Annotated in this window: 22 protein-coding genes, 2 pseudogenes and 2 riboswitches; of the genes and pseudogenes, 5 read left to right on the top strand and 19 right to left on the bottom strand. The window is 40.4% G+C overall.

The features are described 5' to 3' along the window. Positions 1 to 613 precede the first annotated feature (613 nt). From WFH04_RS15330 to WFH04_RS15340, 3 genes are all read left to right on the top strand, one after another. Positions 614 to 1,222, top strand: coding sequence for a TetR/AcrR family transcriptional regulator (locus WFH04_RS15330; RefSeq protein WP_336824929.1), 609 nt, complete (start codon positions 614 to 616; stop codon positions 1,220 to 1,222). 13 nt (positions 1,223 to 1,235) lie between these two features. Further along, positions 1,236 to 2,312, top strand: a complete 1,077-nt coding sequence (locus WFH04_RS15335; RefSeq protein WP_336824930.1) for an alpha/beta fold hydrolase — start codon at positions 1,236 to 1,238, stop codon at positions 2,310 to 2,312. A 410-nt stretch (positions 2,313 to 2,722) separates the two neighbouring features. Beyond that, on the top strand, positions 2,723 to 4,858 hold the full coding sequence (locus WFH04_RS15340; RefSeq protein ID WP_336824931.1) for a type IA DNA topoisomerase: 2,136 nt from the start codon (positions 2,723 to 2,725) through the stop codon (positions 4,856 to 4,858). 147 nt (positions 4,859 to 5,005) lie between these two features. Here the strand turns inward: WFH04_RS15340 and WFH04_RS15345 are convergent, their stop codons facing one another. The 7 genes and pseudogenes from WFH04_RS15345 to WFH04_RS15375 form a co-directional block, all read right to left on the bottom strand. Beyond that, a complete protein-coding gene (locus WFH04_RS15345; RefSeq protein ID WP_336824932.1) occupies positions 5,006 to 5,467 on the bottom strand; it encodes a pyridoxamine 5'-phosphate oxidase family protein in 462 nt (153 codons plus the stop codon). Between the two features lie 127 nt (positions 5,468 to 5,594). Then, positions 5,595 to 5,753: a pyridoxine 5'-phosphate oxidase C-terminal domain-containing protein gene (locus tag WFH04_RS15350; RefSeq protein WP_336824949.1), complete on the bottom strand. Its 159-nt coding sequence runs from the start codon at positions 5,751 to 5,753 to the stop codon at positions 5,595 to 5,597. Positions 5,754 to 5,857: 104 nt separating this feature from the next. Next, entirely contained in the window at positions 5,858 to 6,247 is a 390-nt protein-coding gene (locus WFH04_RS15355) for a pyridoxamine 5'-phosphate oxidase family protein (protein WP_336824933.1), read from the bottom strand. A 488-nt stretch (positions 6,248 to 6,735) separates the two neighbouring features. Continuing rightward, positions 6,736 to 7,065: pseudogene (locus tag WFH04_RS15360) on the bottom strand (class C sortase); the annotation flags it as partial. Positions 7,066 to 7,320: 255 nt separating this feature from the next. Continuing rightward, positions 7,321 to 8,805, bottom strand: coding sequence for a sodium:solute symporter family protein (locus tag WFH04_RS15365; RefSeq protein WP_336824934.1), 1,485 nt, complete (start codon positions 8,803 to 8,805; stop codon positions 7,321 to 7,323). Positions 8,806 to 8,830: 25 nt separating this feature from the next. Next, a complete protein-coding gene (locus tag WFH04_RS15370; protein ID WP_336824935.1) occupies positions 8,831 to 9,583 on the bottom strand; it encodes an SDR family NAD(P)-dependent oxidoreductase in 753 nt (250 codons plus the stop codon). 10 nt (positions 9,584 to 9,593) lie between these two features. Then, positions 9,594 to 11,321, bottom strand: coding sequence for a methyl-accepting chemotaxis protein (locus tag WFH04_RS15375; RefSeq protein WP_336824936.1), 1,728 nt, complete (start codon positions 11,319 to 11,321; stop codon positions 9,594 to 9,596). A gap of 100 nt (positions 11,322 to 11,421) precedes the next feature. Continuing rightward, positions 11,422 to 11,504, bottom strand: a riboswitch (cyclic di-GMP riboswitch). 268 nt (positions 11,505 to 11,772) lie between these two features. Between WFH04_RS15375 and WFH04_RS15380 the strand changes: the two genes are divergently transcribed. Together WFH04_RS15380 and WFH04_RS15385 are read left to right on the top strand one after the other, a co-directional pair. Continuing rightward, positions 11,773 to 12,342, top strand: a complete 570-nt coding sequence (locus WFH04_RS15380) for a TetR/AcrR family transcriptional regulator (RefSeq protein ID WP_336824937.1) — start codon at positions 11,773 to 11,775, stop codon at positions 12,340 to 12,342. Between the two features lie 74 nt (positions 12,343 to 12,416). Further along, positions 12,417 to 13,355 (top strand): SDR family NAD(P)-dependent oxidoreductase, encoded by a 939-nt coding sequence (locus WFH04_RS15385; RefSeq protein ID WP_336824938.1) that lies wholly within the window; start codon positions 12,417 to 12,419, stop codon positions 13,353 to 13,355. 70 nt (positions 13,356 to 13,425) lie between these two features. Here the strand turns inward: WFH04_RS15385 and WFH04_RS15390 are convergent, their stop codons facing one another. From WFH04_RS15390 to WFH04_RS15445, 12 genes and pseudogenes are all read right to left on the bottom strand, one after another. Next, positions 13,426 to 14,016 carry a bifunctional transcriptional activator/DNA repair enzyme AdaA gene (locus WFH04_RS15390; RefSeq protein ID WP_408020195.1) on the bottom strand — a complete coding sequence of 197 codons (591 nt, stop codon included), beginning with the start codon at positions 14,014 to 14,016 and terminating at the stop codon, positions 13,426 to 13,428. Further along, positions 13,958 to 15,285: pseudogene (locus tag WFH04_RS15395) on the bottom strand (APC family permease). Before WFH04_RS15395 ends, WFH04_RS15390 begins: the two are co-directional and overlap by 59 nt. 283 nt (positions 15,286 to 15,568) lie before the next feature. After that, positions 15,569 to 17,686 carry an MMPL family transporter gene (locus WFH04_RS15400; RefSeq protein ID WP_336824939.1) on the bottom strand — a complete coding sequence of 706 codons (2,118 nt, stop codon included), beginning with the start codon at positions 17,684 to 17,686 and terminating at the stop codon, positions 15,569 to 15,571. After that, positions 17,683 to 18,084: a hypothetical protein gene (locus tag WFH04_RS15405; protein ID WP_336824940.1), complete on the bottom strand. Its 402-nt coding sequence runs from the start codon at positions 18,082 to 18,084 to the stop codon at positions 17,683 to 17,685. Before WFH04_RS15405 ends, WFH04_RS15400 begins: the two co-directional genes overlap by 4 nt. 75 nt (positions 18,085 to 18,159) lie before the next feature. After that, positions 18,160 to 19,539 carry a sensor histidine kinase gene (locus tag WFH04_RS15410; protein WP_336824941.1) on the bottom strand — a complete coding sequence of 460 codons (1,380 nt, stop codon included), beginning with the start codon at positions 19,537 to 19,539 and terminating at the stop codon, positions 18,160 to 18,162. Then, positions 19,536 to 20,201, bottom strand: a complete 666-nt coding sequence (locus WFH04_RS15415) for a response regulator transcription factor (protein WP_336824942.1) — start codon at positions 20,199 to 20,201, stop codon at positions 19,536 to 19,538. The genes WFH04_RS15410 and WFH04_RS15415 overlap by 4 nt, the downstream gene beginning before the upstream one ends. A 6-nt stretch (positions 20,202 to 20,207) precedes the next feature. Next, on the bottom strand, positions 20,208 to 21,017 hold the full coding sequence (locus WFH04_RS15420; RefSeq protein ID WP_336824943.1) for a YihY/virulence factor BrkB family protein: 810 nt from the start codon (positions 21,015 to 21,017) through the stop codon (positions 20,208 to 20,210). A gap of 293 nt (positions 21,018 to 21,310) precedes the next feature. Further along, a complete protein-coding gene (locus tag WFH04_RS15425) occupies positions 21,311 to 22,063 on the bottom strand; it encodes an ATP-binding cassette domain-containing protein (protein ID WP_336824944.1) in 753 nt (250 codons plus the stop codon). Positions 22,064 to 22,080: 17 nt separating this feature from the next. Next, positions 22,081 to 22,848: an ABC transporter permease subunit gene (locus tag WFH04_RS15430; RefSeq protein WP_336824945.1), complete on the bottom strand. Its 768-nt coding sequence runs from the start codon at positions 22,846 to 22,848 to the stop codon at positions 22,081 to 22,083. A gap of 12 nt (positions 22,849 to 22,860) precedes the next feature. Continuing rightward, positions 22,861 to 23,721 (bottom strand): aliphatic sulfonate ABC transporter substrate-binding protein, encoded by an 861-nt coding sequence (locus WFH04_RS15435; protein ID WP_336824946.1) that lies wholly within the window; start codon positions 23,719 to 23,721, stop codon positions 22,861 to 22,863. Between the two features lie 152 nt (positions 23,722 to 23,873). Next, positions 23,874 to 24,689, bottom strand: a complete 816-nt coding sequence (locus WFH04_RS15440) for a VOC family protein (RefSeq protein WP_336824947.1) — start codon at positions 24,687 to 24,689, stop codon at positions 23,874 to 23,876. A gap of 56 nt (positions 24,690 to 24,745) precedes the next feature. Then, a riboswitch (SAM riboswitch) is annotated at positions 24,746 to 24,846 on the bottom strand. A gap of 305 nt (positions 24,847 to 25,151) precedes the next feature. Then, complete coding sequence (locus WFH04_RS15445) at positions 25,152 to 25,907, bottom strand: SDR family NAD(P)-dependent oxidoreductase (RefSeq protein ID WP_336824948.1); 756 nt, start codon at positions 25,905 to 25,907, stop codon at positions 25,152 to 25,154. Positions 25,908 to 26,736: the final 829 nt, after the last annotated feature.

A 26,736-nucleotide genomic window follows, 5' to 3' on the forward strand; every position in this document is an offset into this window, starting at 1 on the left:
TGCGCCTGGAACGGAAAGCGACGGTTGTCAGGGGTTCCCCATTTATTCTCCAACCAGAAAGGGACTATCACAGAAAATCAGTTTTCACTGACTTTCTGGACAGCCCCTTTTCGTTATGGCGATAGACGAGCATGTTAGTCCCGACTATAGTACGATATAGTGATTCAGAAATGTGGCTTACGTGATTAAAACTTTCCTACTTTATCAAAATCTTTTTCTCCTGCTCTTGAGATAACAATTAAGTTTTCATTCTAATCAAGGTAACTACATAAAAGTTGTTTCATAATTTATATAGACTTGAACTCATTTACAAAGATAACTTGTACTTTAAATAAATATAAAAAGTCCAATTTCTCAATAATTCATGTTTAGAAATTGGACCTTTATTATTACCTTGATATTTCTTCATCTTCAGAAGATAGCGGTTGCGCTTCAATTTATCAACTTGTTGTCAACATTGCATACTATCCACCAGTTTGCCAGATTGGCAAGAAAGTAATCAACCTACTTTTATCTATATTTTTATACTACTACCATTGACTCCTACCAAAGTTCAGCATTATATTTATATTGACCCAATTCATTATTAATAGTCACCAAAGGAGAAGAGCGCATGCCAAAGATCATAAGTGATCAGGAGAAGGAGCATATCAAAAATGCAATGTATATCAAAGGAATAGAGCTTATTCGTAAGAAAGGCATGAAGCGAGTTACGGTTGACGATATTGCAGCAGCTGTTCAAATAGCCAAAGGCTCCTTCTATTCCTATTATCCTTCCAAGGAGGTATTTCTCTACCACATTATCAAGCGAAATGAGCAAGATTTATTTGACCGGACGCTTGAAATCGGAGCTAGCTCTGGGCATTTTAAGGACAAGATTAAACACGCACTTCATGAAATTTACTTGGCACCAGATAGTCTTGCACTCCATGTTCAGCCATCGGACTTGGAATATTTGCAACGCAAACTTCCAGATCCTATTAACAGAATGGAACAGGATAAATCCAAAACAAATTTTCAGCGTACATTGAATTACTTAGGAATAGAGGATAATCAATGTGATTATAGCGTACTTGCGAATTTAATGGACGGCTTGCATTTTATCGCTTCTAATCAGAACCAATATGGTGAACAAGGAAGGGAACAAGCATTAAGCATTCTTGTAGAAGCAATTGCGGAATATCTTAGCGAGTCCAAGCAGAATTCAACTATAAAATTTTAGAGGGAGGTTTCACATGAATCAACCTTTGATTCTTTTCATAGCGGCTATTACCAGCGTCAGTTTGGCAATTTATTGGTTTCTCTACACAAAGAAGAGTGCAGCAACCCGGCATATCCAAACACCAAATGGAATAGATGAGGGCGAATATGTGACAATCGGTGGAATCCAGCAGTTTTTATATCATCGTGGTGAAAATAAGGATCATCCCGTCCTCTTATTCCTGCATGGCGGTCCTGGCAGTCCGATGCTTCCTTTTGCCCAAGACTTTCAGTTTCCTTGGGAAGAGAAGGTAACCGTTGTTCACTGGGAACAGCGAAACAGCGGTAAAACCTTCTTTGCGAATGATCCCCATAAAGTCACTCCTACCACAACGATTGAACAAGCATTACAGGACACATATGAAGTGGTAAGCTATTTACAAAAAAAATATAACAATGAGCGAATCCTTCTTCTTGGTCATTCATGGGGTTCTGTCTTAGGCAGTCTATTCACCTTGCAGTATCCGAAGATGGTTCAAGCCTATATTGGAGTTGGGCAAGTTGTAAATATGTTTGAAAACGAACGAATTGGCTACGAGAAAGCTTTGGAATGCAGCAGACAAGCAAAAAATCGGAAAGATATTAGCACCTTACAAGCTTTAAGCCCTTATTCCGAGCACCAATTTAGTGATGACTTGATCAAGAAGCTTATGAAACTCCGTAAGTTGCAAGGTAAGTATAAGCTTGCAATGCAACCCTCACCTCAACTAATTATGAGCGTACTAAGTTCTCCCTTTTATTCGTTAAAAGATATTAAATACATGTTAATGAGTGATGTACTACAAGTAAAACAGCGCGCTATTTTGGAATATTTGTTTAAGTCTTATGATCTGAACATCGAAACTTTAGACTATCAAGTTCCTGTATTCTATATCCATGGAGAGAATGATTGGCAAACTCCTTATTCTCTCGCTCGCACATACTTTGATCGAATCAATGCGCCAATGAAACATTTTTACTCCATAGCAAATGCTGGACATGCGACGATGCTTGATCAGAAGGAGCTATTCAACGAAGCTTTATTTGATATTATTGATCAAATCAAACATTAATTTACAGTGCCATTCCACCATACGCCGTTAGGATGGAATAGAACTCAAATATCTCAACCGAGTCAGTAGGCAAAATCTGCACATTATGTGTGAAATGTTCTTATTCAACTAAGATTTTGGTCATATCTGCACAAAACCTCTATGTAGAAATTTGTACAAATTTTAGGCGAAATATTGAATGATCTTCATTAGATAGCCCGGGAAGTGACCCCTATGGATGAGGTCTTTTCCAAAGCATATCGGATGGGTGCAATCACCGACGGTTTGTTTCTAATCAAACTAAAAAAGATCGGGTGCAGCTGTTTCTCTACTCAGACAGCCCCTCTTCCACTCTCAAACATATAGTAATCCCCCTCCAAATATGAGACAATAAGAACAAATGTACCAATTTATAGATCGAGGTGTCAGCCATGAAACCTGTCATCCTAGCCGAAAAACCGTCCCAAGCAAAAGCGTATGCAGACGCTTTTTCCGTGCGGAAGCATGAGGGCTATCTTGAAATAAATCCTTGTCCGATTTTCCCGCAAGGAGCGTATATAACGTGGGGTGTCGGCCATTTGGTTGAGTTAAAAGAGCCACATGCATACAATCCTGCTTGGAAGCGATGGACATTAGGTAGCTTGCCAATTTTGCCGGACAGGTATGAGTTCCAAGTGGCGAAGGGGAAATTTAAACAGTTTCAAATTGTAAAGAAGCTCATTCGCGGGACGGATACGGTCATTAATGCTTGTGACGTGGATCGCGAAGGCTCGAACATCTTTTATAGTATTTATTATCAAACAGGAGCCCGCAACCAGACAATCAAGCGGCTTTGGATTAATTCGCTTGAAGTCGATGAAGTGCGCAAAGGTTTTGCGAATTTACGGGACAACCGTAAAGATTTGCAAATGTATGAAGAGGCAAAAGCCCGTCAGATCAGCGACTGGCTCGTTGGGATGAATGCTTCTCGCCTCTATACACTTCTATTGAAGGCAAAAGGTGTGCAAGAAGTCTTTCCAATCGGCCGCGTTCAGTCTCCTACGGTGTACTTAATTTATCAACGGCAGCGTGAGATTGAGACATTTATCTCGGAGCCATTTTTCGAAGTGGAAGCAACTTTTACAGCTGAACACGGTACGTATAAAGGTAAAGCGAAAGCGAAGGAGCCGAAACGAGAGATTATTCAGGAACTACTTGCGAAGCATGGAATTCAGCCAAATTCACCCGGTTTAATCACTTCTGTCACCCATACAGATAAACGGACGCCGCCTCCTCAGCTCCATTCCCTGTCAACTTTGCAGGCGACAGCGAACCGGCGTTGGAAGATGAGTCCGGCAAACGTGTTGAAGACGATGCAAGGCTTGTATGAGAAAAAGCTTGTCACCTATCCACGGACGGATGCGCGGCATGTTACGCCAAACGAATTTGCGTATTTGAAGGACCAAGTTGGCGATTACCAACAACTGATCGGGCATCCTTTCCCTGTCGCTTCACTTGCTCCGAAGAAACGGTATGTCGACAGTTCGAAGGTTCAAGAGCACTATGCGATCATTCCGACGAAGAAGATTCCTTCGCAAGCTGTGCTTGGCCGGCTCTCTCCTATTGAACGGAATTTGTATGAGGAAGTCGTTCGTACGACACTTGCCATGTTTCATACCGATTATTTGTATACCGAAACGAAAGTGACAACGGATGTGAACGGTCTTCCGTTTTTCACAACCGGCAAAACAGAGAGGGATTTGGGATGGAAAGCTTTATTCCAACGGTCCAAGGATGAAAAGGACGAGCCTGCTTTGCCGCCGCCACGCATGCAGGAGACCGTAGAGTCCGATATCGGCATTAAAGAAGGCAAGACGATGCCGCCAAAACCATATACGGAAGGTCAGCTCATTGCAATGATGAAAACATGCGGGAAATTGGTTGAGGACAAGGAAGAAACAGATATATTGAAAGAGATCGAGGGACTTGGGACGGAAGCGACACGAAGCGGTATTATCGAAACGATTAAAAAGCATGGATATATAACTGTATCGAAAAACATCGTGTCGATTACAGAAAAAGGTCGCGTACTTTGTCAGGCGATCGAAGGGAATCTACTTGCAAGCCCTTCAATGACCGCAAAATGGGAAACGTATTTGAGAAAAATCGGCAATGGCGAAGGAAGCGGACTGCATTTCCTCGATAATATTTCGAAGTTCATCGCAAAGCTATTGGATGTTGTGCCAAAACAGTTAGAGGCTAAGCCGATTGATGCGACGAAGGTTCCGCCGCGGCAGTCGAAATCGCGAGGCTCTTATCAAGCGAAAGAAGTTGCCCCCTGCCCAGCTTGTAAAACAGGCATGATTTTAGCACGAAAAGGATTTTACGGCTGCAGCAATTATAAAAATGGCTGCAAGCAGACATTCCCGGGTGTATTCCTCAAGAAGAAACTGACACCCGCGCAAGTGAAACTGCTTTGCACGAAAGGGAAGACGAACGTCATCAAAGGCTTTACTGCCAATAATGGCAACCAATTTAACGCAATTCTCTCGCTTGAAAACGGTAAGTTGAATCTTGTCTTTCAATAGAACTCGTTACTAACTTTGAAATGAATAAGCATCAAAAATGATGGATTAACTGCACATTTTCATTCAATATAAAAGCCGATAAAACCTATACGCAGGAACTATCGGCTTTTATAATTATTTCAATTCTTGGATTAACTGGCTTGATTTTCATAGATAATTAAACAAATCATCATAATGATGCTTCCAGCGTTTGGAAATTTCCTCTTCAGAAGATACATCCTCATATGCTGGTGAGATAAGCGGTTCAGCGTGTAAAACCTTAACTAAGACAACAGCCTTTACACGGCTTGGATTTGTTCCTCTACTTTGCTTAAAGTAACCAACAATCTCGTTAAATTTGGGACCAGACTTCAAAACTTCCGCTAAACCTTTAAAGCGATATCCTTTTCGCCTAATGGGATCCACAACATTCAGTTCTATAGATGCATTCTGTTCTAAGTTATTTACTGTTCCTTGTGAATACAAATGTAAGAAAACAAGATGCTCCTCTTCCCAAACAGCGATCGTTCCTTTTGGAGATAAATTTGGACTTCCATCAGGACAAACGGTGGCCACAAAAGCCAAGCGCTGTTCATCAATTACTCGACGCATGTCGTCATCAATTATCATGACACTCACCCCTTGTTATAAATCTACAGCACTCATACTCGCGGATAAAATGTTAATTACATCATGAATACAACGTAACTTAACCTTCAATTTGACCACCTAATTATTGCATAACTCGCTTTAATTGCTACGGCCATAAAAGTTCTTTAACCCATTTATTTTTTTCCATTCGATATAATAGTCGTATATGCTTCCTGTCTACATCCCCTTGCCAAAATTCCACTTCTCTAGCGGTAACTTTATATAAACACCAATGAGGATCTACAACATCAGGATTACTTTTCATTTGTTCTATTTGATTTCTTAATGTTTCCTCCAAGACATCAGAATCGAGTAAAACTTTACTTTGTTTTCCAAGAAGCGCAATGGCTCGTGCAACTTCCCCTCTCTCTAAAAAATCCTTTGCACTATCCTCTTTCCTACCATAAATGAGGTTCCTCGTATTCGAATTTGCCTACCAATCAAAGACCAATAGAAGGTTAACGAAACATTTGGATTCATCTTCAATTGTTGCCCCTTCACACTGTTTGAGCCAGATGCAAAATACCAACCATCATCGTCCATACCTTTTAAAATGAGAACCCTTGCATCAGGATCCCCCAATCTATTGATGGTGGAGAGTGTCATGGAATGAGGTTCATGAACTCCATTTTCTATTGCCATAGTAAACCATTCTTGAAAGAGCTCGTTTAGATTGGAAGGGACATTGGTAGGGTCGAATCTTGGAAAAGGCCCCTTCAGTGATTTGAGGTTTTTCAAGAGCTTATTGATATCCTTCAATGTATTCTCCTCTTCCCTATTTCTTTTACAATCCTATTATCCCTGTACCTTAATCTATGATCAATCACTCCAAACTTAACAACTCACGAACAAATGTTAAAGGAACTATAAACATGGAGTTATGTGAATTTGAAACGCTCGAAAACGGTAAATTGTCTCTTGGCTTTCCATAAGAATTCATTACCAACATTAAGATGTCAATTTAATAGCTAAGAAGATAATTTGTGTAAGGGATACTTCTATCTATTATGCCCCTCCTATCTGTAAGTTCTATATTCAATAGTAAAGAGGTTTTTTCCTGCCCTATTTCAATTTTTACTCATTCGATAAACGAAAAAACTACTTGATCTCCAGAGTGAACGAAACCCCGTAAAGAGGACTTTTTTAAAGTGTCCACTTTACGGGGTTCCGTTCACAGTAAGGCTCAGTCTTTCTTTTTTTGTAGGTTCCTATTTCAGTTTTTTTAGTGGAGTATACATCGACACATATTATTTTTCCCTCTCACCCTGAATCAGCAACCTTTGATAATTGTGTCTAAATGGATGACATGTTAATAAAGTAGCCATGTCTTTCCCTTCTTGAATTTCTAAGTATTCTGTTTCATATGGATAGATGACTTGCTGATTTTTAACCCTATATGTTAAAGTTTCACTCATTGTGTGTATGTAAAATACATCGCCAGTATTTAATTTATCTATATTACCAAACATCTCTTTTGTACCCATTCCTCGATGTCCTGCCAAAACAGTATGAGTGTTCTCTCCACCTATTGGGATTGAGGAACCTTCAACCTGTCCAATTCCTTTATCTAAGATTTCATCAGTGGCTTGCCTTCAACCTATATAAATGCTTTTATAACAGAAAAGATTGAACAGGTATTGCACTGTGTTTATCGACTACAGAATTTATCTTCATATAATGATAGTGAGCCAATTTATATACAACAAATGGCCATTAGAACAAAATCTGTTCTAATGGCCATTTGTACCTGAATAGCAATCATTTTATTTCCCCACATTTAGTGGCTCTAATAATTACAATACTCAAAGATATGATTGGATATTTACATTCTATTAAGCATTCAATTCTTCTTTACTCCCCACATCATCCAAAGACTTATCTCTTCCAACCTTATGCATGTCCAATACATGCTGGGATGGTGGGATCAGGAAGCTTAGTACAATAATTGTCACACCAGAAACAACTACACCTGAGAAGCCCGGCACATGCCATAATTCATCCAGTAAGCCAAGGAATCCTTCGGAAGTAGTCGTAGGACCTGGTACGCCGGTAAATGAAGTAATCATATAATAGACGAGACCAACCGTGATGCTTGCCCAAACTGCCGGCGTGCTCACCCGTTTCCAGAATGGTCCTAATACGATCGGCCAGAATAGCGTTACAAACACGATATCCCACGCTAAGTAGGCCAAGTCGATAACTTTTTGTGCGCCGATTGCCAATACAAAGCCTAAAACAGCACTAAACAGGATGACACTTCTTGAGATAAACAATAGCTTTTTCGGATCGGGATTTTTATTAATGAAATCCAAGTAAATGTTTTTCGTTACAATTCCTGAAGTCGCCACGTAGCAAGCTGCTACAGTCGACATCCCCATAGCCGCCATTGCAGTTAAAAAAATTGCCGCTAAAATCGGTGGGAAATATCCTTGCGCAAAAGCAAGCATTAACGTTTCCGGGTTGGAGCTGTTCGGATATATCGACTTGAACGCTTCCCCTAACATACCCGGAATCCAGCTGATCGCAATGACAATGGAACCTGCGATGATCATGCTCTTCTGTGCAACGCGCGGGCTTTTCGCCGCTGCAACCCTTTGCCCTAAATCGACTGCAGGTATGTCCCCTAGCGCCAATACTAAGTACAGCGTCCAGAACTCTACCCCGCCACGGTTCAAAAGTTCACTAATGTTCCACCATTCCGGATTAAATGTAACGTCCGGATAATAGAAGAATATGAAAATCGAGATGCCTAAAATACCGGCAATGGCAAGTGCCCCTTGCACAATTTCCGTATAAGCAACCGCCCAAAGTCCTCCAATAACAGAGTATAAAGCCGTCAATGAAACGAACAAGATGGCTGCCGGGATAAAATCAATTTGGAAAAGTTGTTGAATAATATACGTACCGCCAACTGTCAGTGCCCCAGCATTGAAGACACCAAAAGCGACCGCCATTACGATGCCCGTATACGCACCTAACTTTTTACTGCCATATCGTAATCCATAATAGTCGGCCAACGTCCAGCCTCTTAATCTTCTAAGCGGCTTCGTCCAAATAAGCGCGCCTAAAATCATACATGTCCCTAGACCTCCCATCGTCGCGGAACCTTCAAAGCCACCACTCGTATAACCTGATCCGATTGCTGCAAAGAAAAACGGAGCTGCTAACATGGCAGCAACCAAGCTGCCTGTCACGACAGGCAGTGGCATGCTCCAGCCTGCTACAATCAAATCTTCTGCTGTGTTAACCCGTTTATAGCCTTTGTAACCAATATAGTAAATAAAAATCAAATACAAACCAAATACAACAATATTCATCGTTCCGTATACTCCTGTCTATTTCTTAGCCGTTCATGACGACGCCGCCATTTGGCGTTAAAATTTGTCCTGTGTAGAAATTGGCGTTGTCCGACGCTAAAAACAAGACGCTCTTTGCAATTTCTTCCGGTTGAGCTAATCGCTTAAGCGGATATTTAGCCGATTCTTCTTCGACGTAATTGTCTCCGAATGCGCTCAAAATATTTGTATGTGTGCCGCTTGGCGCTACCGCGTTCACCAAAATATTGGGTGCTAATTCTCGCGCCAAAGCTTTGGTAAACGCATTAATGCCGCCTTTTGCTGCAGAATAATGGGTGAACTCTTCACAACCTAAACTGCCGATATCAGAAGAGATATTAATGATTTTTCCTTTGTTTTGCTGCTTCATTCTCTTTGCAGCTTCACGGCTATTATTGAAGCAGCCGTATAGATGGACTTTGATCATTCGATCCCATTGTTCATCTGTCATTTCCGTAATTGGAGCATCTTGTGCAAATCCTGCATTATTCACTAAAATATCGATGCAGCCAAGCTGTTCGTCCATATAGGCAAACATGTCTCGTACTTTGCTTGAATCCGATACATCCGCAAGGTAAGTCAAAGCACGGACTCCGAATTTTTCAGCCTCTTGGCGTGTTTGTTCGGCAACTTCTTGATCACCAACAAAATTTATTAACACATTTGCTCCGTACTCAGCAAATTGCAATGCAATTGCTTTTCCGATTCCCATACTGGAGCCGGTAATCAGTACATTCTTTCCTGTAAGCCCTAAGTTCATTTTTTTCACCTCATAGTTCAAATCGTTTAATCAGTGACTGCAATTCTTCAGCCGTTTTGTCCAATGACTCAGAAGCCTCGATCACTTCTTGCATCGATTTTAGTTGTTCTTCTGTTAGTTTCGATACATTCATAGAGAGTTCAGCCGATTGCTGTGATGCTGTTTTCATATTATTAACGGATGCCGCCACCTCTTCAGAAGAAGCGGAGATTTCCTGTGAAGCTGCGGAAATCTCTTGGATTTGACCTGCAACTTGTTCGGCGGAATTGACAATTTCGTGGAATATGTCCCCGGCTTTTGCTGTTTGATCCATCCCAACCCGCACATTCTCTTTTCCTTTTTCCATTACTAATAGCGAATCGTTTGAATTCGATTGGATATGGTTAATGAGCTTATAAATTTCTGAAGCCGAATGAGCAGATTGCTCTGCCAACTTCTTAACTTCCCCTGCTACAACAGCGAACCCTTTGCCATGCTCACCAGCTCTTGCTGCCTCGATTGCCGCATTCAACGCCAATAAATTCGTTTGTTCAGCAATATCTGTAATGAAATCTACAATGTTGCTAATGCGATTGGAGTTTTCATTCAAACCTTGAATTGTTTCATCAATTTGGTTGACTGATTCATTGATCAATTGCATTTGGGCAATAACTTGCTGAATGACCTCATTTCCTTCCTTCGCAGCATTTGAAGTGAAGTATGAGGATTCCGAAACGGTATTCGCTGATTCTGCGATTCGTTGAATGCTCATTGCAGACTCTTCCATAGCAGAAGCTGTTTCAACTGTCATAACCATCGTCGTCTCAGCATTTTTCGCAAGATGATCGACTTCTTTTGAAACATTCGTTGCATTTCGGTAAGACTCTTCAGCAGTTGTCGTCAGCTGAGTCGCAGACGATGCAACGATGTTTGACGTATTTCGGATATTCATAATGACGTGCTGTAAATTGGACACCATCTCTTTAATAGAGCCAGATAGTTTTCCGACCTCATCTTTTGATTCTTCCAATTCCACATCACGCAAATCGCCGCCCGCTACTTGATTGGCAATAACAACAGCTTTGTTTAACGGGCTGAGCAAACGGAGAATTGTAAAGAACAGAACTGCAAACAAAACAACAAGCCCAATGATTGCAATGACAATTTGCTTCGTTATGCTTTTTTGAATAATTGCTTCGATATAGTCAGCCGAATAGTCGATACCTAAGACAGCAATTGTATTGCCATTTTCGTCTTTTATTGGACTAAAGACCGTTCTCCATGACCCAAATGTATCTTCAAAGATACTTGTCACTTCTGGTCGATCATTTTCAATCGCAAGCTTTGCAGCTGTCATATGAACAGGTGCAATATCAGTGAACAATTCACCGACGTTATAGACATCTCCCAAATTATTTGTATAGCCGACAGGGTTGACGCCGCCATCTTCCATCTTCCAAATATAGCTCCAAAACATAATACCTTGCTGATCCAAAATATAGTCCAAGTGATTTTGCATTTTCACAAAATTCGAATCTGATTCATCTTTTGCATCGAACAACTTCTTTACATCTTTCGAATCAAGCTGCATCGCTGTCAAGAGACCAACGCTTTTAAGCTCTTGCTCAAGATCGCCTTCCAACTGATTCTTCAATTGGGAAATGCTTTGTGTAGTTGTTACAGCAAATAATGCAATGACAATCGCGAAAACAGTAAGCAATAATTTGAATTTAAGCGGAATGTTTTTTATAAAGCGCATGCCTTTCTTTTCCTCCTACTAAAAATAGTTTTTATAAATAAAAAAAGCCTTTTCCAAATTAGAAATAGGCAAAATTAAAAAACCAGAAAAATGTCTAGTTTCATGCAGCTCAGCCATCATTGCATTAGCTTTAGACCTGGAGCTTTGCGTCCCTTTCTTTCAAAAGGTTTGCCAACTATAGTACTTAAAAATAGTAACATAGACTTTTTTAGATAGCAATAAAAAGTACTATTTTATTTCGGTTTTTTAGTTACATACTACCTACCAAGTATAGGATATTTGAACCTTTAAAAAGAAACCGTTTTCTTTCCTTTTTTATGAATAAACGACTTAACATCGGTAATTAAATAGTTCAATTTACCTTCTAATTACAAAACGCACATTTATTAATTGACAATAATTGAATAGATCGCTACTATTTATTTGAACAGTGGTCAAATGAGGAGGTACTATGTCATCTCAAAAATCTGCGCAACGTGATCTCAGTCGAGAGATGATCATGGATGCTGCAAAGGATTTATTTATCGTAAAAGGATATCAGCACGTTTCGATGCGGCAAATCGCGAAAGAGCTTGGTTATAGCCACGGAGCTATTTACTATCACTTTAACAGTAAAGCAGAGTTGTTTTACGCACTTGTGGAAGATCATTTTAGCATGTTAGAACAAAAGCTGAAAGAGATCGCACAAGCCCCTCTCGCTCCAATTGAAAAACTAGAAGCCATTTTACTTGGCTATATCGAATTTGGCTTAAATCATCAAAGCCATTATGAAATTATGTTTTTAATCAAAGATGAGGAAGTGCGAAATTTCCTTAATCAGAGCCCGAATGAAACGTATGAGCTATTTGCGCAAACCGTGAATAGTTTGTGTGAGAAACAGCTATCCATTCAAGAGATTTGGTCTATTTTCTTAGCCTTACATGGTTTTGTTACTCACTATTTGCGCCATGTTATCCAATATGAAGAGGTAAGGGATATGGCGAAAGCACACGTCCAGTTTTTATTGAAAGGGATAAATTAAAATGAGCCATTTGCGTGGCTTTCTTTTATCACTTCATTTGAACAGTGGTCAAATAATAAATTGGGGGTTTATATATGAATAGAGCACTTGTATTAGGAGCATCCGGCGGTATGGGTTACGCGATTGTGAATGAATTAAACAGCAGAGGTGTGGAAGTGACGGCATTTGCACGCTCGGAGCAAAAGCTGAACCACTTGTATGGTGAGCGACCGGAAATTACGATTCAAACTGGGGATATTTTTAACTTACACGATGTCATTGCTGCGTCCGAAAATACAGATATCATTTTCCAAGCGGCTAATATCCCTTACCCTGAGTGGGAAGATAAATTGCTCCCTTTCATTGGCAATGTTTTAAAAGCTGCAGAAACCCAACAAACCAAGCTCATTTTGATTGAAAACATTTATGCTTATGGCAAATCAACCGGTGCCAAAATGACGGAAAACACACCAAAGCAACCGACTACGAAAAAAGGTAAAATTCGATTGCAAGTAGAGCAGATGGTTAAACAGTCAAATGTGCCAGCAATCATTGCTCACTTTCCAGACTTTTACGGACCGAATGCGGAAAATACATTATTGCATTTCACATTCAAAGATGCCGTTCAGCATAAAAAGGCAATGTACATCGGTAACCAAAAGATTTGCAGAGAGTTCATTTACACACCGGACGGGGCCAAAGCTGCGGTCAATTTATCTCTGCAGAGTAATGCGTATGGCCACAACTACAATATTCCTGGGTTTGGTGTCATTACCGGAGAAGAAATCGTTCAGATCATCCGAGAACTTTCCGAATACGATCGACCTGTTCGGACTGTATCAAAAAATATGATTCGATTCTTAGGTCTTTTCAATGCAAATATGCGCGAAGTCGTCGAAATGTTCTATTTGAATGAAGAGCCGGTTGTGTTGGATGGTACGAAATACGAAACTGAAATCGGTCCTCTGCCTCGCACATCCTATCACGAAGGAATAAAACAGACATTACAATACATGACAGCGCAAAGTGAATAGTCGAAAAAGCGCCACTCCCGTATAAAGGAAGTGGCACATTTCATTTATTTGAAAAGCAATACATTCAGCCCTACTTTTGATTTGAACAATTTCTGACATGAAGAGTACGAAATTGGTTCGGTGAGAATCCTGTATTTCTTTTAAATGCACTGTAAAAACTAGAGGTACTTTGATACCCTATTTGGTAACCAATCTGTGTGCTATTAAACTGCGTAGTTAAAAGTAATTCCTTCGCTTTATTAACCCTAAATTTTTCTAAGTACATTCGAGGTGTGCATCCTATTCGTTCTTTAAAAATCCGATTTAAGTGAAAGCGACTAACTCCCACATTTGATGCAATATCGTCTAGAGATAAGTTTTGAATATAATTATTTTTTATCAAGCAGATCGTATCTTCTAAAATAAAAGTAAGCGGATCATATTTACTTAAACATAAATCAGGTCTACATCTTTTACACGGTCTATAACCAGCCTTTTGGGCTTCATCAGCAGATCCAAAAAAAGAAACATTCTCATCGTTTGGAATCCTAGACTTACAAGAAGGACGACAGAATATCCCTGTTGTTTTTACTGCATAAAAGAATACCCCATCATATGTGGCATCACATGATATGGTTGCTTTCCACATTGTATCCTTTGAAGGGTAATTTCCGTGACTCATTGGACTTCATGCCCCCTTATAGGCAAATACCTTTTTACTCAAAATCATATATACTGCATAAATTGCTAACACAACTAATGGTACAAATATATATAACCGAAAAAATGGAACGACCAAGAAACATAAAATCAAAGAGGTCAAGGATGCCCACCAAGATAGTGTGTTTCTTTTAAATAATTTAACGCCTGCCGCCATCGAAAGAATATAAACTATAACCCCGAGTGAGGTTGGAATAAATAAAATATCATCAAATGTCAGTGTTAAAGCTTTCGTCACAATCACACCAGTTATTGAAAAACAGACAATAAATAATACCATTCGTCTTGGAATATGAGTAGTTACATGTCGTTTTGAAAAAAACTTTGGGAAAGCCCCATCCCTACTTAATGAATATCCTAATTGCGTAAGGCTAGCTACAAAAGCATTAGATGTCCCTGTACAAATAATTAACGCCAAAATTGCAGTGACGGTTTTGGCCCCTACTCCTATTGTTTCTTCCATCATAACACCAATTGGAGATAGGCTGCTTTCTTGATTGCCATACGTTGCTGTTCCAATTGTTACAAGGCTTAATCCTAAAAATAGTAGTCCTATTATAATTGCACTAATCATTGAAGCTTTGACAAGATCTTTTTCTGGCCTTTTAAAGTGCTCGGCCAAATTACAAATTGCTTCCCACCCGAAAAAGGACCAGAAAATAACCGTTATAGCACTTCCCACTGAAAACCATCCATTTGGGGCAAATGGTATGAAATTCTCCCATTGTATTCTTGAAAAAGAAACAAATACAGCCACCAGCAAAAGAATCAGCAATAAAGAACTCAATGCCAATGCAACTTTTCCACTAACATTTACGCCATAATAATTGAACGCCCCTGCAATGATTAATATCAAAATGGCAACCACTGCTGTTGTGAGACTTGATAATCCAAATGCCTGACTGACATAATAGGCGCCAGTTAAGGAAACGATTGTTTGACCGACTGCCGCTGTTACAAAGTAAAACCATCCAACGATATTGCCAAAATGAAACCCGAAGGAATTTCTTACAAAAATTGCTGCTCCACCTGCATCAGGGTACTTTCTTGCTAAACTAGCGAAGGAGTAAGCAAGTGGAAAACTAATTAAAATCACAATCATCCAAGACAATATAGATGCAGGGCCCGCCATTGATGCAGTTACTCCAGATAAAAAAAGAACACCCGAACCTAATATAGCAGCAATATATAACGCGACTCCTTGATATAATCCAATTGATTTGTTATTCATAATATCATCTCCTTTATAGTAAGTAGTGTACTAATAAGAAGATGAACAATTCTTCCTGTTTTTTGCGGTTCAATTCTCGATTTAAAAACGTTTGACTCGTTTTTATAAACAAAAATATAGATAATCTATTGGATAACAAAATAATCGTAATGGTAGCCACTTCTCTGTGCCTTTCCATCTTGCTATTTTAAGAGTTACCCCCCTATGGATACTGACATTACTCTAAAAGAGGAAATAAAAAAGATGCCACTCCCGTAATAAAGGAAGTGACATTTTTCATTGATTACATACGCTTCGGCCAAAAACTCCATTTGCCTAACAATACTAATATTGAAGGGATTAGCAATGGACGGACGATAAACGTGTCGATTAAAATGCCAAGCGCCATTATGAAACCGAATAGCTTTAATTCATAAATCGGCATCGTCGCAAGCACTAAGAATGTCGCAGCTAAAATGAGCCCTGCAGAACTGATGACCCCTCCGGTACGCTCTACCCCTTTTCGCACTGCATCATCAAAAGACAACACTTTCATCTCTTCACGGACCCTCGCGATAAGCATAATGGAATAATCTACCCCCAAAGCAACAAGGAAGACAAATGCATAGAGCGGAATCCTATAGCTAAGCCCATCAAGGTCCAAAAATACGCCGAACAGGAAGTATGCTAAACCGACTGTAGCCGCAAACGACAGCAAAATGCTTCCAATCATGTAAATCGGTGCAACGATTGACTTCGTTTGGAGACCTAACATAATTGTAATCAACACCGTCATTAGTATCATGACCATCCACGTGTCACGATCATTGATGTCTCTTAAATCAGCATTGATCGCCGTTTCGCCAGAAATATATAACATCGCATCCGTTAGATTAGCACCTTTTAAGATCTGTTCACTATCTTCGCGAAGCTTTAAGACCGCATCAAATGCTTTCTCATCATACGGATTGCCTTCAAATGTAATCGAGAATTTCGCCGCGTTACCATTCTCATTCAAAGGGTTTCCTTGCGTCGTTATTTGAGCTATGGCGGGATTTTCTTCTATTCGTTCAATTACTTTCTGTAACTTTTCCATCCCTAGTTCATTTTCCGAAACGATGAATAATGTTCCCGGCGCTAAACTTCCTTCTGAAAAGTCCTCTCCTAACCGCTCGTACCCAACTCTTGATGAAAGATCTTCCGGAAATGATGCAATTAAGTCGTATGACTCTTTCATATTTGTCATATTCCAGGCACATAACGCAAGCAGCAATAGGATTGGAACCATGAATTGCCAAGGTTTTTTTGTGACAACAGCCGCCACCTTGCCCCATATCGTTTTCTTTTCAACGGTTGTTTCTCCATATTTCGGTATGACTGGCCAAAACGCTTTCCTTCCAATCACTGCAAACAATGCCGGCAATAACGTCAATCCTGCAATAAGCATTGCACCAGCAGCAATTGCGAACACGGGTGCAAAGTTACGGTATGGCTCATAAAGGGCAAAGAATAACGTTGCTACACCTAACACAATCGTGCTGCCGCTGAAAAATATTGGTTCTTTAACATGGCGCATCGTTTCCCTCATCGCTAAATTAGCATCTTCATGCACTTTTAACTCTTCCCGATAGCGAGAGAAAATTAGCAAAGAATAATCCGTTACGACCGCAAATAACAGAATCGTCATAATCGACAATGCTTGGCTATCTACGCCGAACCAGCCTTGTGCGGTTGTAAAACCGACAATCCTATCGACAACTGCGTAAACGATTCCCGCTCCAACTAAAGGAATCAACGTCAATAGAGGCGAACGGTAAATGATTAATAACAAAACTAAAATAAGCCCGACTGTAGATAACAACAAAACAATATCCGCTTGGCTAAACAGCTCAACCGCATCTGCAGCGATACCAGCAGGCCCCGTCCAAGACAATTCAATTCCATCCGCGACTTGATCTACAACATTTTCCTTAATGGATTGGACTAATTTGTTCATGTCCTTTCCTTCAAGATTTTGCGGCAATGATAAAGGAATGAAAAACGTTTCCTTATTCTCCGATAAAAACGCGGCGCGCTGCTCAGACTGTAATTGGGATAAAGGAATGACATCTATCTCATCAAACGCATAATCCTCAGTCAAAGATTCTATCGCTTGTGCGAAACGAATCATCTCTTCATCTGACAGCTCACCGTCTTTGTGGAAGACTGCAAAGAGCGGGATGCCCCCATCATTCGGAAAATACTTTTCCAACTCATGCGCAGCCACGATCGATGGTGCATCTGAAGGCAGGCCTGAGTCTTTATTGGCAATGACATGCTCCTTACTTCCCGGCGCAAGTGCTGACAGCACAATTGCAATAACGAGCCAACTCCCTATGAAGAGCCACCAAAGACGATTTCCTTTTAATTTTCCCTCCGTCATGATCTCCTTCCTTCTTTTTCAATAAGGAATGTCAATAAAACAAACAGTACAAAGCTGATAAGCAAGATGCTTCCGCCAACAATATAGAAAATGAGCGAGAATGTTTCATTCACACCGAAAGGCTGCATGAATTGGAACCACATGCCCGCTGTTAAACCGATTGAGCCGATAATCGCTGTAAATGCATGAAAAGTAACTATTTTTTTAGCCCTTACCTTAAACAGCTTATAGAATATGCCCCATGCAAATACCGATAACCATCCGACAACTAAAATATGCGCGTGTATCGGTCTAAATGCATAAGATCCTGCCCCAGCCATATGAGAACCTAAAAATGCCCCGATCAACCCAAAAATTGCTGAAATTCGAATTAGCCGTATACTCCATTTTTCTTGCAAACCGAATTCCTCCTCTTTCTTTCAAGTTATAGCTTTATCGTAAAGAGGCAACATGAACGGAACATGAACAGCATATTACAATTTGGGAAGAACAATCGTAAATGTCGTGCCAACACCTTTCTCACTATCAATATAAACCGACCCTTGATGAAGCTGGACAACTTGCTGGACGATGGACAACCCTAAGCCGGTTCCTTCTGTTTTGCTTGTGCGAGACACATCCACACGGTAAAAACGATCAAATACTCTTGGCAAATGCTCTTGTGCAATCCCGATGCCTTCGTCACGCACTTCAATTTTCACCTGGTCTTCTCCATCAGTTAAAATGATATCTACCGCGCTTTTCTCTTCTGTATATTTCAATGCATTGGAAAGTAAGTTTTCCCATACCTTTTCAAGAAACGCAGGATCCCCTGTAAACGCTACTTCATCCAATTCCATTGAAACAGCAATTTCTTTTTCTTCAGAGAACCATCGATATTTGCGCACTGTTTCTTTAATTTGCTCATCCAGCCGAAACGACTTCGGGTGTAAAGGGGATGATAACTGATCCAAAGAGGTCAATAATAGCAACTGTTTCGTCAAAGAAGATAGCCTTTCCGTTTCGGATTGAATGACAGCTGCGTACTGTTTTCGATTCACTTTTGATAAATCTTCATTTTTCAATAAATCCGCATACCCCTTTATATTCAATAAAGGAGATTGAAAATCATGAGACACATCGCTAATGAATTCTTTTCGTATGCGATCATTCTCGCTTAATCTTTCCGTCATTTTTTGAAAGCTGTGAGCTAACTGCCCAATTTCGTCTTTTCGATGAATATCGAGCGTTCCTGTGAATTGCTCTTCTCCTACTTTCTTTGTAGCTGCAGTAAGCTTTGTAATTGGTTCAATCAATTTCTTAGCAACAATCAGCATGGAAAGCAAACTGAACACCGCCATGACGACAACCATGCCGCCTAACAGAAAGTGGACCTCTGTAAACAGCATTTTAATATTTGGACGCATAAACAGTGCATATTTTTTCCCATCTACTTCAAAAGGGACACCAACCGTATTCGCAAGCTGATCGGAAAAGAAGCCTGTCATGAACGTCTCCGTCTTCAAATCGCGCATGCCGTGATATTGCTCCCCATTTAGTACAAGCTCAACTGGCTCCTTACCTAAATTTTGCTTGCGGAACGGCTCACCATAAAAAGCCGCTTTCCCATCTTCATCTACAACATATAATTTATAGCCAACTGCCGCCTGTGTTTCAAAGAAATCAGTCAGACTCGCAGCATTGTCCGACTCGATGTAATGGGCAAGTGAAGTAGCGATATTCATGTTCTTTTCGTCATTTTTGCTTTTCAATTGTTGGTGATAATATGTATTAACGACTAAAAACGCGACAAGAGCACTCGTCATCATAATGCCAGTCGTAAAGGAAAGGAACTTTCCGTATAACGACTTCATGGAGCGTCCACCTCTAATTTATAGCCCACTCCTCGAACCGTAACGATTTTAACCTCTTCGGGCAGTTTATCTCTCAACCGTTTAATATGGACGTTCAACGTCTGTTCGTCCCCTTCATAGTCATAGCCCCACACTCTTTCGATAAGAAAATCTCTTTCAAATACGTGATTCGGTTTTGATGATAGAAGCGACAACAGCTCAAATTCCTTCAAAGGCGGCAAGAGTACTTTCTTTCCAATAGATACTTCATAGCTTTGGCGATTGATTTTCATCGGACCAACTTCAATGATCCTATCAACCGCTTTGTCGTAGCGCCTTAAAATAGCGTTTATGCGGAACAGCAATTCTTTCGGCTCAAACGGTTTTACGACATAATCATCGGATCCCGCCAAAAATCCTTTTTCCTTATCTTCCAATTCGCCTTTCGCAGTTAGTAATAAAACCGGGATATCCGCCTCTGCCCGAAGCCTCTTCGTCAACGTATAACCGTCCATCTTAGGCATCATGACGTCTACAACAGCGAGATCAGGCAATTCCTCATCTAAGAAGGCTAACGCCTCCAAGCCGTTCGTTGCTTTCATAACTTCATAACCCGCTTGCGATAAATGGATATTTACAAGCTCCAATATATTCGGATCATCATCGACTAATAAAATTTTCATCTTTCCTCACCCTTTCCAGCGCAATGCTTTCCTCCACTCTGCATTTAGCAACCCGGAAAGCAACAAGATAACCGCAGTCAAATAAAACCATAATACAAGTGAAATGATGCCAGAAAGCTGCCCATACAGCCTCGTATAATCGACATTGGAAATATAGCTGCCAAAGACAATCGAAAACAATTGCCAACCAATTGCTGAAAATAGTGCACCCGGCAGCACTTCCTTTACTTTCATTCTACCTGTTGGCACCACTTTGTAAAATAGCAAGAAGAAAAGGATGAGAAACAGAGTGCCAAGCCCCCATTTCACATTCGGCCAAACGTAAAGCCAGCCTCGCCATTCCTCGACTGCATCATAATAAGTGACGATTTCATGTAAAGCTCGCTCAATTAAAGGCAGGAACAGAGACAATGAAATGACTAACATGAACAGAAGCGTCACACCTAAATCCCGGATCACTACTTTCCAAAACGGATAGCGGCGCACAAAACCATTTGCAAGATCCAATGACCGGGCAAGCGACTGCACTGCCACAGACGATAGCCAAAATGCGGCAGCCAAGCTCGCATAAAAAACCTTTCCCTGCACTTTATATAGCATCGCCCTGACATTCTCTTCGATGATGACAAACGCCTCATCTGGAGCAAATGGGCGAATGAAATTCAATAACATTTCTTCATCGACTGACATATAGCTTAATAAGGAAAAAAGGAATATAAGAAAAGGAAACATGGACAATAGCAAATAATAAGCGGTTTGTGCAGCTTGATCGAAAAACCGCTCTTTAAAAAAACGCATCACAACCCTTAGTAGCATTCCATCCTCCCCTTTCACTGTTCAATATACCCTATTCTTCTGAAAACGAGTGAATGACCAGAAATTTTACATAGAAACATGATGAACTTCCACTCGTAACCCATGCACTTTCACGCATAACCCTATCATTCGGTGCATAATGACGGTCAACAAAGCAGCATTCATACAAAATACGCATAACTTGCCCACTAGACGAATAGCCCCTTTGGAATGGCGCATAAACAACCCTTATTTTCACAAAAAAAACCTCGATAAGCGGTATCGCTTTCATTCGAGGTCTCTTCGCCTTGTATTCACAATGATAAAATCCTGTCTAAAATCTTCTTCTCCATTTTCGCTAACGTGACATTTGACAATTCACGAGGCCGCGGCAAATGGTTTTGCATATCCATTGTAATATCCCCATCTTCAATTAAAATGATCCGGTCTCCTAACTTCACTGCTTCCCTAACGTCATGGGTTACTAATAATGCGGTGAACTGCTGCTCCTGCCAAAGCTTTTCTATGAGAATTTGCATTTCCATTCGTGTCAAGGCATCCAAGGCACTCATCGGCTCATCTAACAGCAATAAAGAAGGAGAGTGCACCAATGCCCTCGCAAGAGCAACACGCTGTTGCTGGCCACCCGATAACGTTGAAGGATAACTGTTTTCGTATTCTGCTAAGCCGACATAATGTAAAGTTTCCCTTGCCCGGTCTTTCCAATTTCCATTCAAGCCTAAACCAACATTATCAATGGCTTTCTTCCAAGGAAGCAGTCTTGAATCCTGATACATTATCCTTGCCATTTTCGTAGATTTTTCAACTGGTTGACCGTCAAATTCGATTGTTCCTTCTGTCGTTTGTTCAAGGCCCGCCACAAGCCTTAGCAGCGTACTTTTCCCGCTGCCTGACTTTCCAACGATAACGACGAATTGTCCAGGATGTATAGTAAGTGATATATTTTTCAACACTGTTTTCCCATTATACGCTTTCGTCACTTGCTGCAATGTAATTTCTACAGCATGTTCGTTCTGCAAATCCTTTTCTCTGTCGATCAGTGCCATACTATACCTCCATTCTTTTATTGAACATATCCTTTATGCCACCTCAACGCTTTCCGCTCCCCATAGCGAGCGAGCAGATCGGCCACTTTCCCAAATAAGGCATAAAGCAAAATTGTAATGATAATAATATCCGACTGCATGAACTGTTGTGCAGTCATTGCCAAGTAACCGACACCCCGTGTCGATGCGATTGTCTCTGCCACAATTAAAGTCATCCACATTACGCCTAAAGAATAGCGTAGCCCAACAAAAATGGATGGCAAAGCACCTATGAGCAATATTTCTTTAAAAAGCCTCCAGCCCTTCAGCCCATACATTCTGCCCATTTCAATAAATCCCGGATCGATATTGCGTATGCCATGCAGCGTATTAATATAGATTGGGAACATTACCCCGATCGAAACTAAGAAAATCTTAGCTCCTTCATCGATTCCAAACCATATGATGACAAGCGGCACGAGGGCCAAGTTTGGGATATTGCGGATCATTTGCAATGTCGTATCCGTAAAAGCATATGAGAACTTTGATAGCCCATTTGCTATACCCAAAATGAAGCCTATTCCCCCGCCAATTACAAGCCCGATTAACGCTCTCCCTAAACTCGCAGCCATATGGTAAGTCAGATCCCCAGATACTACTAATTGATATAAGCTTTTCAATACTGTCAAAGGTGCGGGCAGCAGCTGTGGGGAGACGATTCCGCCTGATACGACCACCTGCCAAGCAACGATGATGAAAATTGGAATAAGCCATGGAATAGCCGTCCGTTTCAACTGAATCACCATCATTCTTCCTCCTTACTTCTTCGGAACCCGATCACGAATGTCGATTTTATTTGGAATCAATCCGATTTCATAATAAGTATCCGCCTGCTTTTGTTGTGCCTCTATAATTGAATCGTCAATACGATCAACAGCATATTGCCTGCGGTCGACTGCTCGCTCAATCACTTTTTCGTCAATTCCTAACATGTTAGAGACAAGCTTAACGACCTCATCTTTATTTTCATTCGCCCACTGATCGGATTCATCTGTCGCTTCTAAAATTAACTCGACTAATTCGTGGTTCTTTTTATAAAAATCCTCATTCGCATAATAGAATGTGCGGTTTGGATAGCCATAATCTTTGCTCTCCGTTAGGTTAACGGTCTTTAAATCAACTTCCACACCGGCAAAAAACGGATCATACGTTGCAAGCGCGTCGATTTTATTCGTCTCAAAAGCTGTTCTTTGCTGTGCTGCATCTTGCAAATATACCCACTCAACATCATCTATTGAAAGGCCTGCATCCTCGACCGCCAAGATGGCCAAATAATGATGGTTGCCGCCTTTCAATGCACCGATCTTCTTCCCTTTCAACTGATCAACTGAAGTGATCCCTGAATCTTTATGAACTAACAACCCTACACCTTCCGGATTCGGCAAATCTGCGCCTACATAGACGAACGGTTTATTGCCTGCTTGCGCATTAATGCCGGAGCCATCTGCTGCATGCCCAAAGTCGATATGCCCTGTAAACAGCCCTTCTAACAATGTGCCTCCATGAACGAATTCCCGCCATTCTACCCGATAGCCCTCTGCCTCCAACTTTTTCTCTAATATTCCACTTTCTTTCAATATATTTAATGTGTTTCCTTTTTGGAAACCAACACGCACCACCTTTTCAGAGGCTTCTGTCTGAAGCCTTCTCCCCGCTGCATCCTGCCAATGAAAACAATACAATTGCAGCGAAAACTATTAAGTAAAATCCTTTTCTCATTCATATATCTCCTATTCATATTAGTTTACTTGGTTTTATACATAAAAATTTTTCACTGCTTGATTATATAATGACCATGAAATAGGTCGAATGATTTTTCCTCTTTCCCTCCTTGAATAACAATTTGGAAAGGCTTCTCCCCACGTGACTCTAATTTATGCTGTACAATTCCTTTCCCAATTGGTTCATAAAAGATAATCTCCACATCACCAATTACAACTGCCTGACCTTGTGCATTTAACTTTTCATCAGTATATGCATCTTTGACAGGTGCGTTCAGCAATATGGACCATTGCCTAACAGATTCTTTCAAATCTTTTACGGCAAACGATAGGGAAGCTATTTTCAACGCCTCTCCATTTGGATGGTCTGCCATGACCTTCTGCTGTATCAAATCTTTTTCCCTTTCATCATCCTCCGCTTCCCATTGAATAATAAACGGTAGCTCAGGGCCCTCTTCATCTGTACCTGCGTAAAGCAATTGCCATTTTACAACCGAGCCATCCGGTCTCTTCCTATGGAGTGGCACCGGTCCGGTCACTTTTAATCCATGTTCCTTGAATCGTTGTGCCACGCCTTCAATATTAGTCGTCCGAATAGCAAAGCGGGCAAAACCTTCCCGAAACTCATCTCTAATAATTGTAGAAATTAAACTAAATGACGGATGCTCTGTATTTTTCACTAAATTACGGTCATATGTTCCTAAAAACTCGATATAGGATAAACCAAAATAGCTTAACCCGTTATACGTTCCCCGATCCTCATGGACACCGCCTTCTACTGCATGAAAGCCAACAGCCTGAAATTCTTGCACTGCTTTCTCCGGCTCCTCTACAAAGTGCACAAGATGATCAAATACAAATTCCATATCTTTTCCCCCTTAAAATAAAAATCCCTTCTATAAGAAGAGAAATTCATATCCGCTTCTTATCTTCCAAGTTACAACTTGGCGGAATTAGCACCATACCTAAAGGTTGGTTGCTGAGACTTCAATGGGCCACTCCCTCCATCTCTCTTGATAAGATACAATATGTAATTAGTACATACTTTACTTGTTCCCTTACACAAAGTCAAACATTATTTTAACTATTCTTATCAGTTTAGTATGAATAAGAAAGAAGACTTAAGATCGCTTTGTTAACACTTGCTTCGAATGGTATCATTCTTCTGCCAAAAGATTAGTACTTTATACTTGGCGATACATTATTTCCATAAAAAATACACACTCAGACATGAATGTCCAAATGCGCATCTCACTAACTTCATTACTCCTCCACAACAACTTTCTATACAAGTGACTATCTCTTGGATAGAAAGTCTTGTAATGACTTCAATGCAACATAATAGAGCCACCATCTGTCATAATTGTTTGACCCGTAATATATTGAGAATCCTCCGATGCTAAGAAGACGGCAACCCGACCGATATCCTTTTCAACATCTCCAAAGCGCCCTAAAGGAATTTTATTTTTGACCGCTTCATAATACTCTGGCTGTGCCTTCGACCACGCCTCAACGCCTGGAGAATATGCAATAGGGCTAATAATATTTACATTAATGCCAAAGCGTCCCCACTCATTTGCAGCTACACGGGATAATCCTCGTATTGCCTCTTTGGCAGCAGCATATGCACCCTGCGTCTCATGACCAGCCAATCCAGCACCGGAAGCAAAATTAATTATATTTCCCTTCGACTCCTTTAAATGTGGCAAAGCAGCCTGCATTAAATAAAACGTTGGATAAAACCCTGTTCCAAAAGATAAATCCAGATCTGCCTGAGTTGTATTTTCCAATGGCACTTGCTTAGAAGCATGCGCATTATTAACTAATACATCCAACCGACCGTATTTTTCTACGACTGTATTAACAATCTTATACAAATTGCCATGATCCATTAAATTTGCTTGAATGAACATAGACTTTGGAGAATGAGTTTGAAGCTCCTTCAGCATCTCTTCTCCCGTCTCTTTATTCACATCCACAATAGCTACGACAGCACCTTCCTTTACCATCGCCTTCGCCATTCCACCTCCTATCCCACCAGCTCCGCCAGTAATAATGACAACCTTATCTAACAATTTTCCCATTTAAATTCTCCTCTTTTCATGAGTCTAAAACTATTTTAACACTAAAATACTTTTGTATAAAACAACAAGTTCTTCGGTTATCTATATATTGTTTGCCGATGCATCCATACATAATACATTGCTTCTTCTAATTAAAGCCTTAAAAACGGAAAGCATAAATAAATGCATAACGACTGCTTCCATACAAATAAATACCAATAATAGCGCATAAAACAAAACAACAGCGCATAACCGCATGTAGAAACACATAAACTTCTCATGGTATTAAAACAAGACTTTGGAAGCTTACATTAGAAGAAATCTTAACACTAATCGTCACCTATAAAAACCTTCGCTTCTATATTCATTTAGTTGTATTACCATGCATAAGAAGTTTGAGGAAAACACGCAAGCCCGTTGCCACCCTCATAAACGATAGTTAATGCTATGTAATCGTTTCAATAAGGTCATGAAGCCTAAATAGCACAATGTAATTGTCATGCAACACAATGCTGTGTATGAACATAAACACCGCGCTCTCAACATAAAATTATTTGCTCAAAATATAAATGTAACGCAATACAGCCATATCAATGGCTATCTTGCAAATTACTACGATATCAATGCAAAACATAATAGAGGGGATTTTGATTGTTTGGGAATTAAAGAAATAGCTCTTCTATAAGTTGAATGGAAAATAGATAGAGAGATCATACCTATGCTTTCTTTATAAACGCACAAAAAAGGGGCTGTCCAGAAAGTCAGTGAAAACTGATTTTCTGTGATAGTCCCTTTCTGGTTGGAGAATAAATGGGGAACCCCTGACAACCGTCGCTTTCCGTTCCAGGCG

Source organism: Sporosarcina sp. USHLN248, assembly GCF_037144575.1.
Taxonomy (GTDB): Bacteria; Bacillota; Bacilli; order Bacillales_A; family Planococcaceae; genus Sporosarcina; species Sporosarcina contaminans.

Bases quoted from the DNA above. Each gene is read 5' to 3' on its own strand.
- WFH04_RS15350 (WP_336824949.1), bottom strand. From the start codon at position 5,753: ATGAAAAGTAATCCTGATGTTGTAGATCCTCATTGGTGTTTATATAAA.
- WFH04_RS15430 (WP_336824945.1), bottom strand. From the start codon at position 22,848: ATGGTGATTCAGTTGAAACGGACGGCTATTCCATGGCTTATTCCAATT.
- WFH04_RS15425 (WP_336824944.1), bottom strand. From the start codon at position 22,063: ATGGCACTGATCGACAGAGAAAAGGATTTGCAGAACGAACATGCTGTA.
- WFH04_RS15340 (WP_336824931.1), top strand. From the start codon at position 2,723: ATGAAACCTGTCATCCTAGCCGAAAAACCGTCCCAAGCAAAAGCGTAT.
- WFH04_RS15345 (WP_336824932.1), bottom strand. From the start codon at position 5,467: ATGATAATTGATGACGACATGCGTCGAGTAATTGATGAACAGCGCTTG.
- WFH04_RS15415 (WP_336824942.1), bottom strand. From the start codon at position 20,201: ATGAAAATTTTATTAGTCGATGATGATCCGAATATATTGGAGCTTGTA.
- WFH04_RS15390 (WP_408020195.1), bottom strand. From the start codon at position 14,016: ATGAGTCACGGAAATTACCCTTCAAAGGATACAATGTGGAAAGCAACC.
- WFH04_RS15410 (WP_336824941.1), bottom strand. From the start codon at position 19,539: ATGAAGTCGTTATACGGAAAGTTCCTTTCCTTTACGACTGGCATTATG.
- WFH04_RS15445 (WP_336824948.1), bottom strand. From the start codon at position 25,907: ATGGGAAAATTGTTAGATAAGGTTGTCATTATTACTGGCGGAGCTGGT.
- WFH04_RS15400 (WP_336824939.1), bottom strand. From the start codon at position 17,686: ATGACGGAGGGAAAATTAAAAGGAAATCGTCTTTGGTGGCTCTTCATA.
- WFH04_RS15385 (WP_336824938.1), top strand. From the start codon at position 12,417: ATGAATAGAGCACTTGTATTAGGAGCATCCGGCGGTATGGGTTACGCG.
- WFH04_RS15375 (WP_336824936.1), bottom strand. From the start codon at position 11,321: ATGCGCTTTATAAAAAACATTCCGCTTAAATTCAAATTATTGCTTACT.
- WFH04_RS15420 (WP_336824943.1), bottom strand. From the start codon at position 21,017: ATGCTACTAAGGGTTGTGATGCGTTTTTTTAAAGAGCGGTTTTTCGAT.
- WFH04_RS15380 (WP_336824937.1), top strand. From the start codon at position 11,773: ATGTCATCTCAAAAATCTGCGCAACGTGATCTCAGTCGAGAGATGATC.
- WFH04_RS15440 (WP_336824947.1), bottom strand. From the start codon at position 24,689: ATGGAATTTGTATTTGATCATCTTGTGCACTTTGTAGAGGAGCCGGAG.
- WFH04_RS15370 (WP_336824935.1), bottom strand. From the start codon at position 9,583: ATGAACTTAGGGCTTACAGGAAAGAATGTACTGATTACCGGCTCCAGT.
- WFH04_RS15365 (WP_336824934.1), bottom strand. From the start codon at position 8,805: ATGAATATTGTTGTATTTGGTTTGTATTTGATTTTTATTTACTATATT.
- WFH04_RS15330 (WP_336824929.1), top strand. From the start codon at position 614: ATGCCAAAGATCATAAGTGATCAGGAGAAGGAGCATATCAAAAATGCA.
- WFH04_RS15335 (WP_336824930.1), top strand. From the start codon at position 1,236: ATGAATCAACCTTTGATTCTTTTCATAGCGGCTATTACCAGCGTCAGT.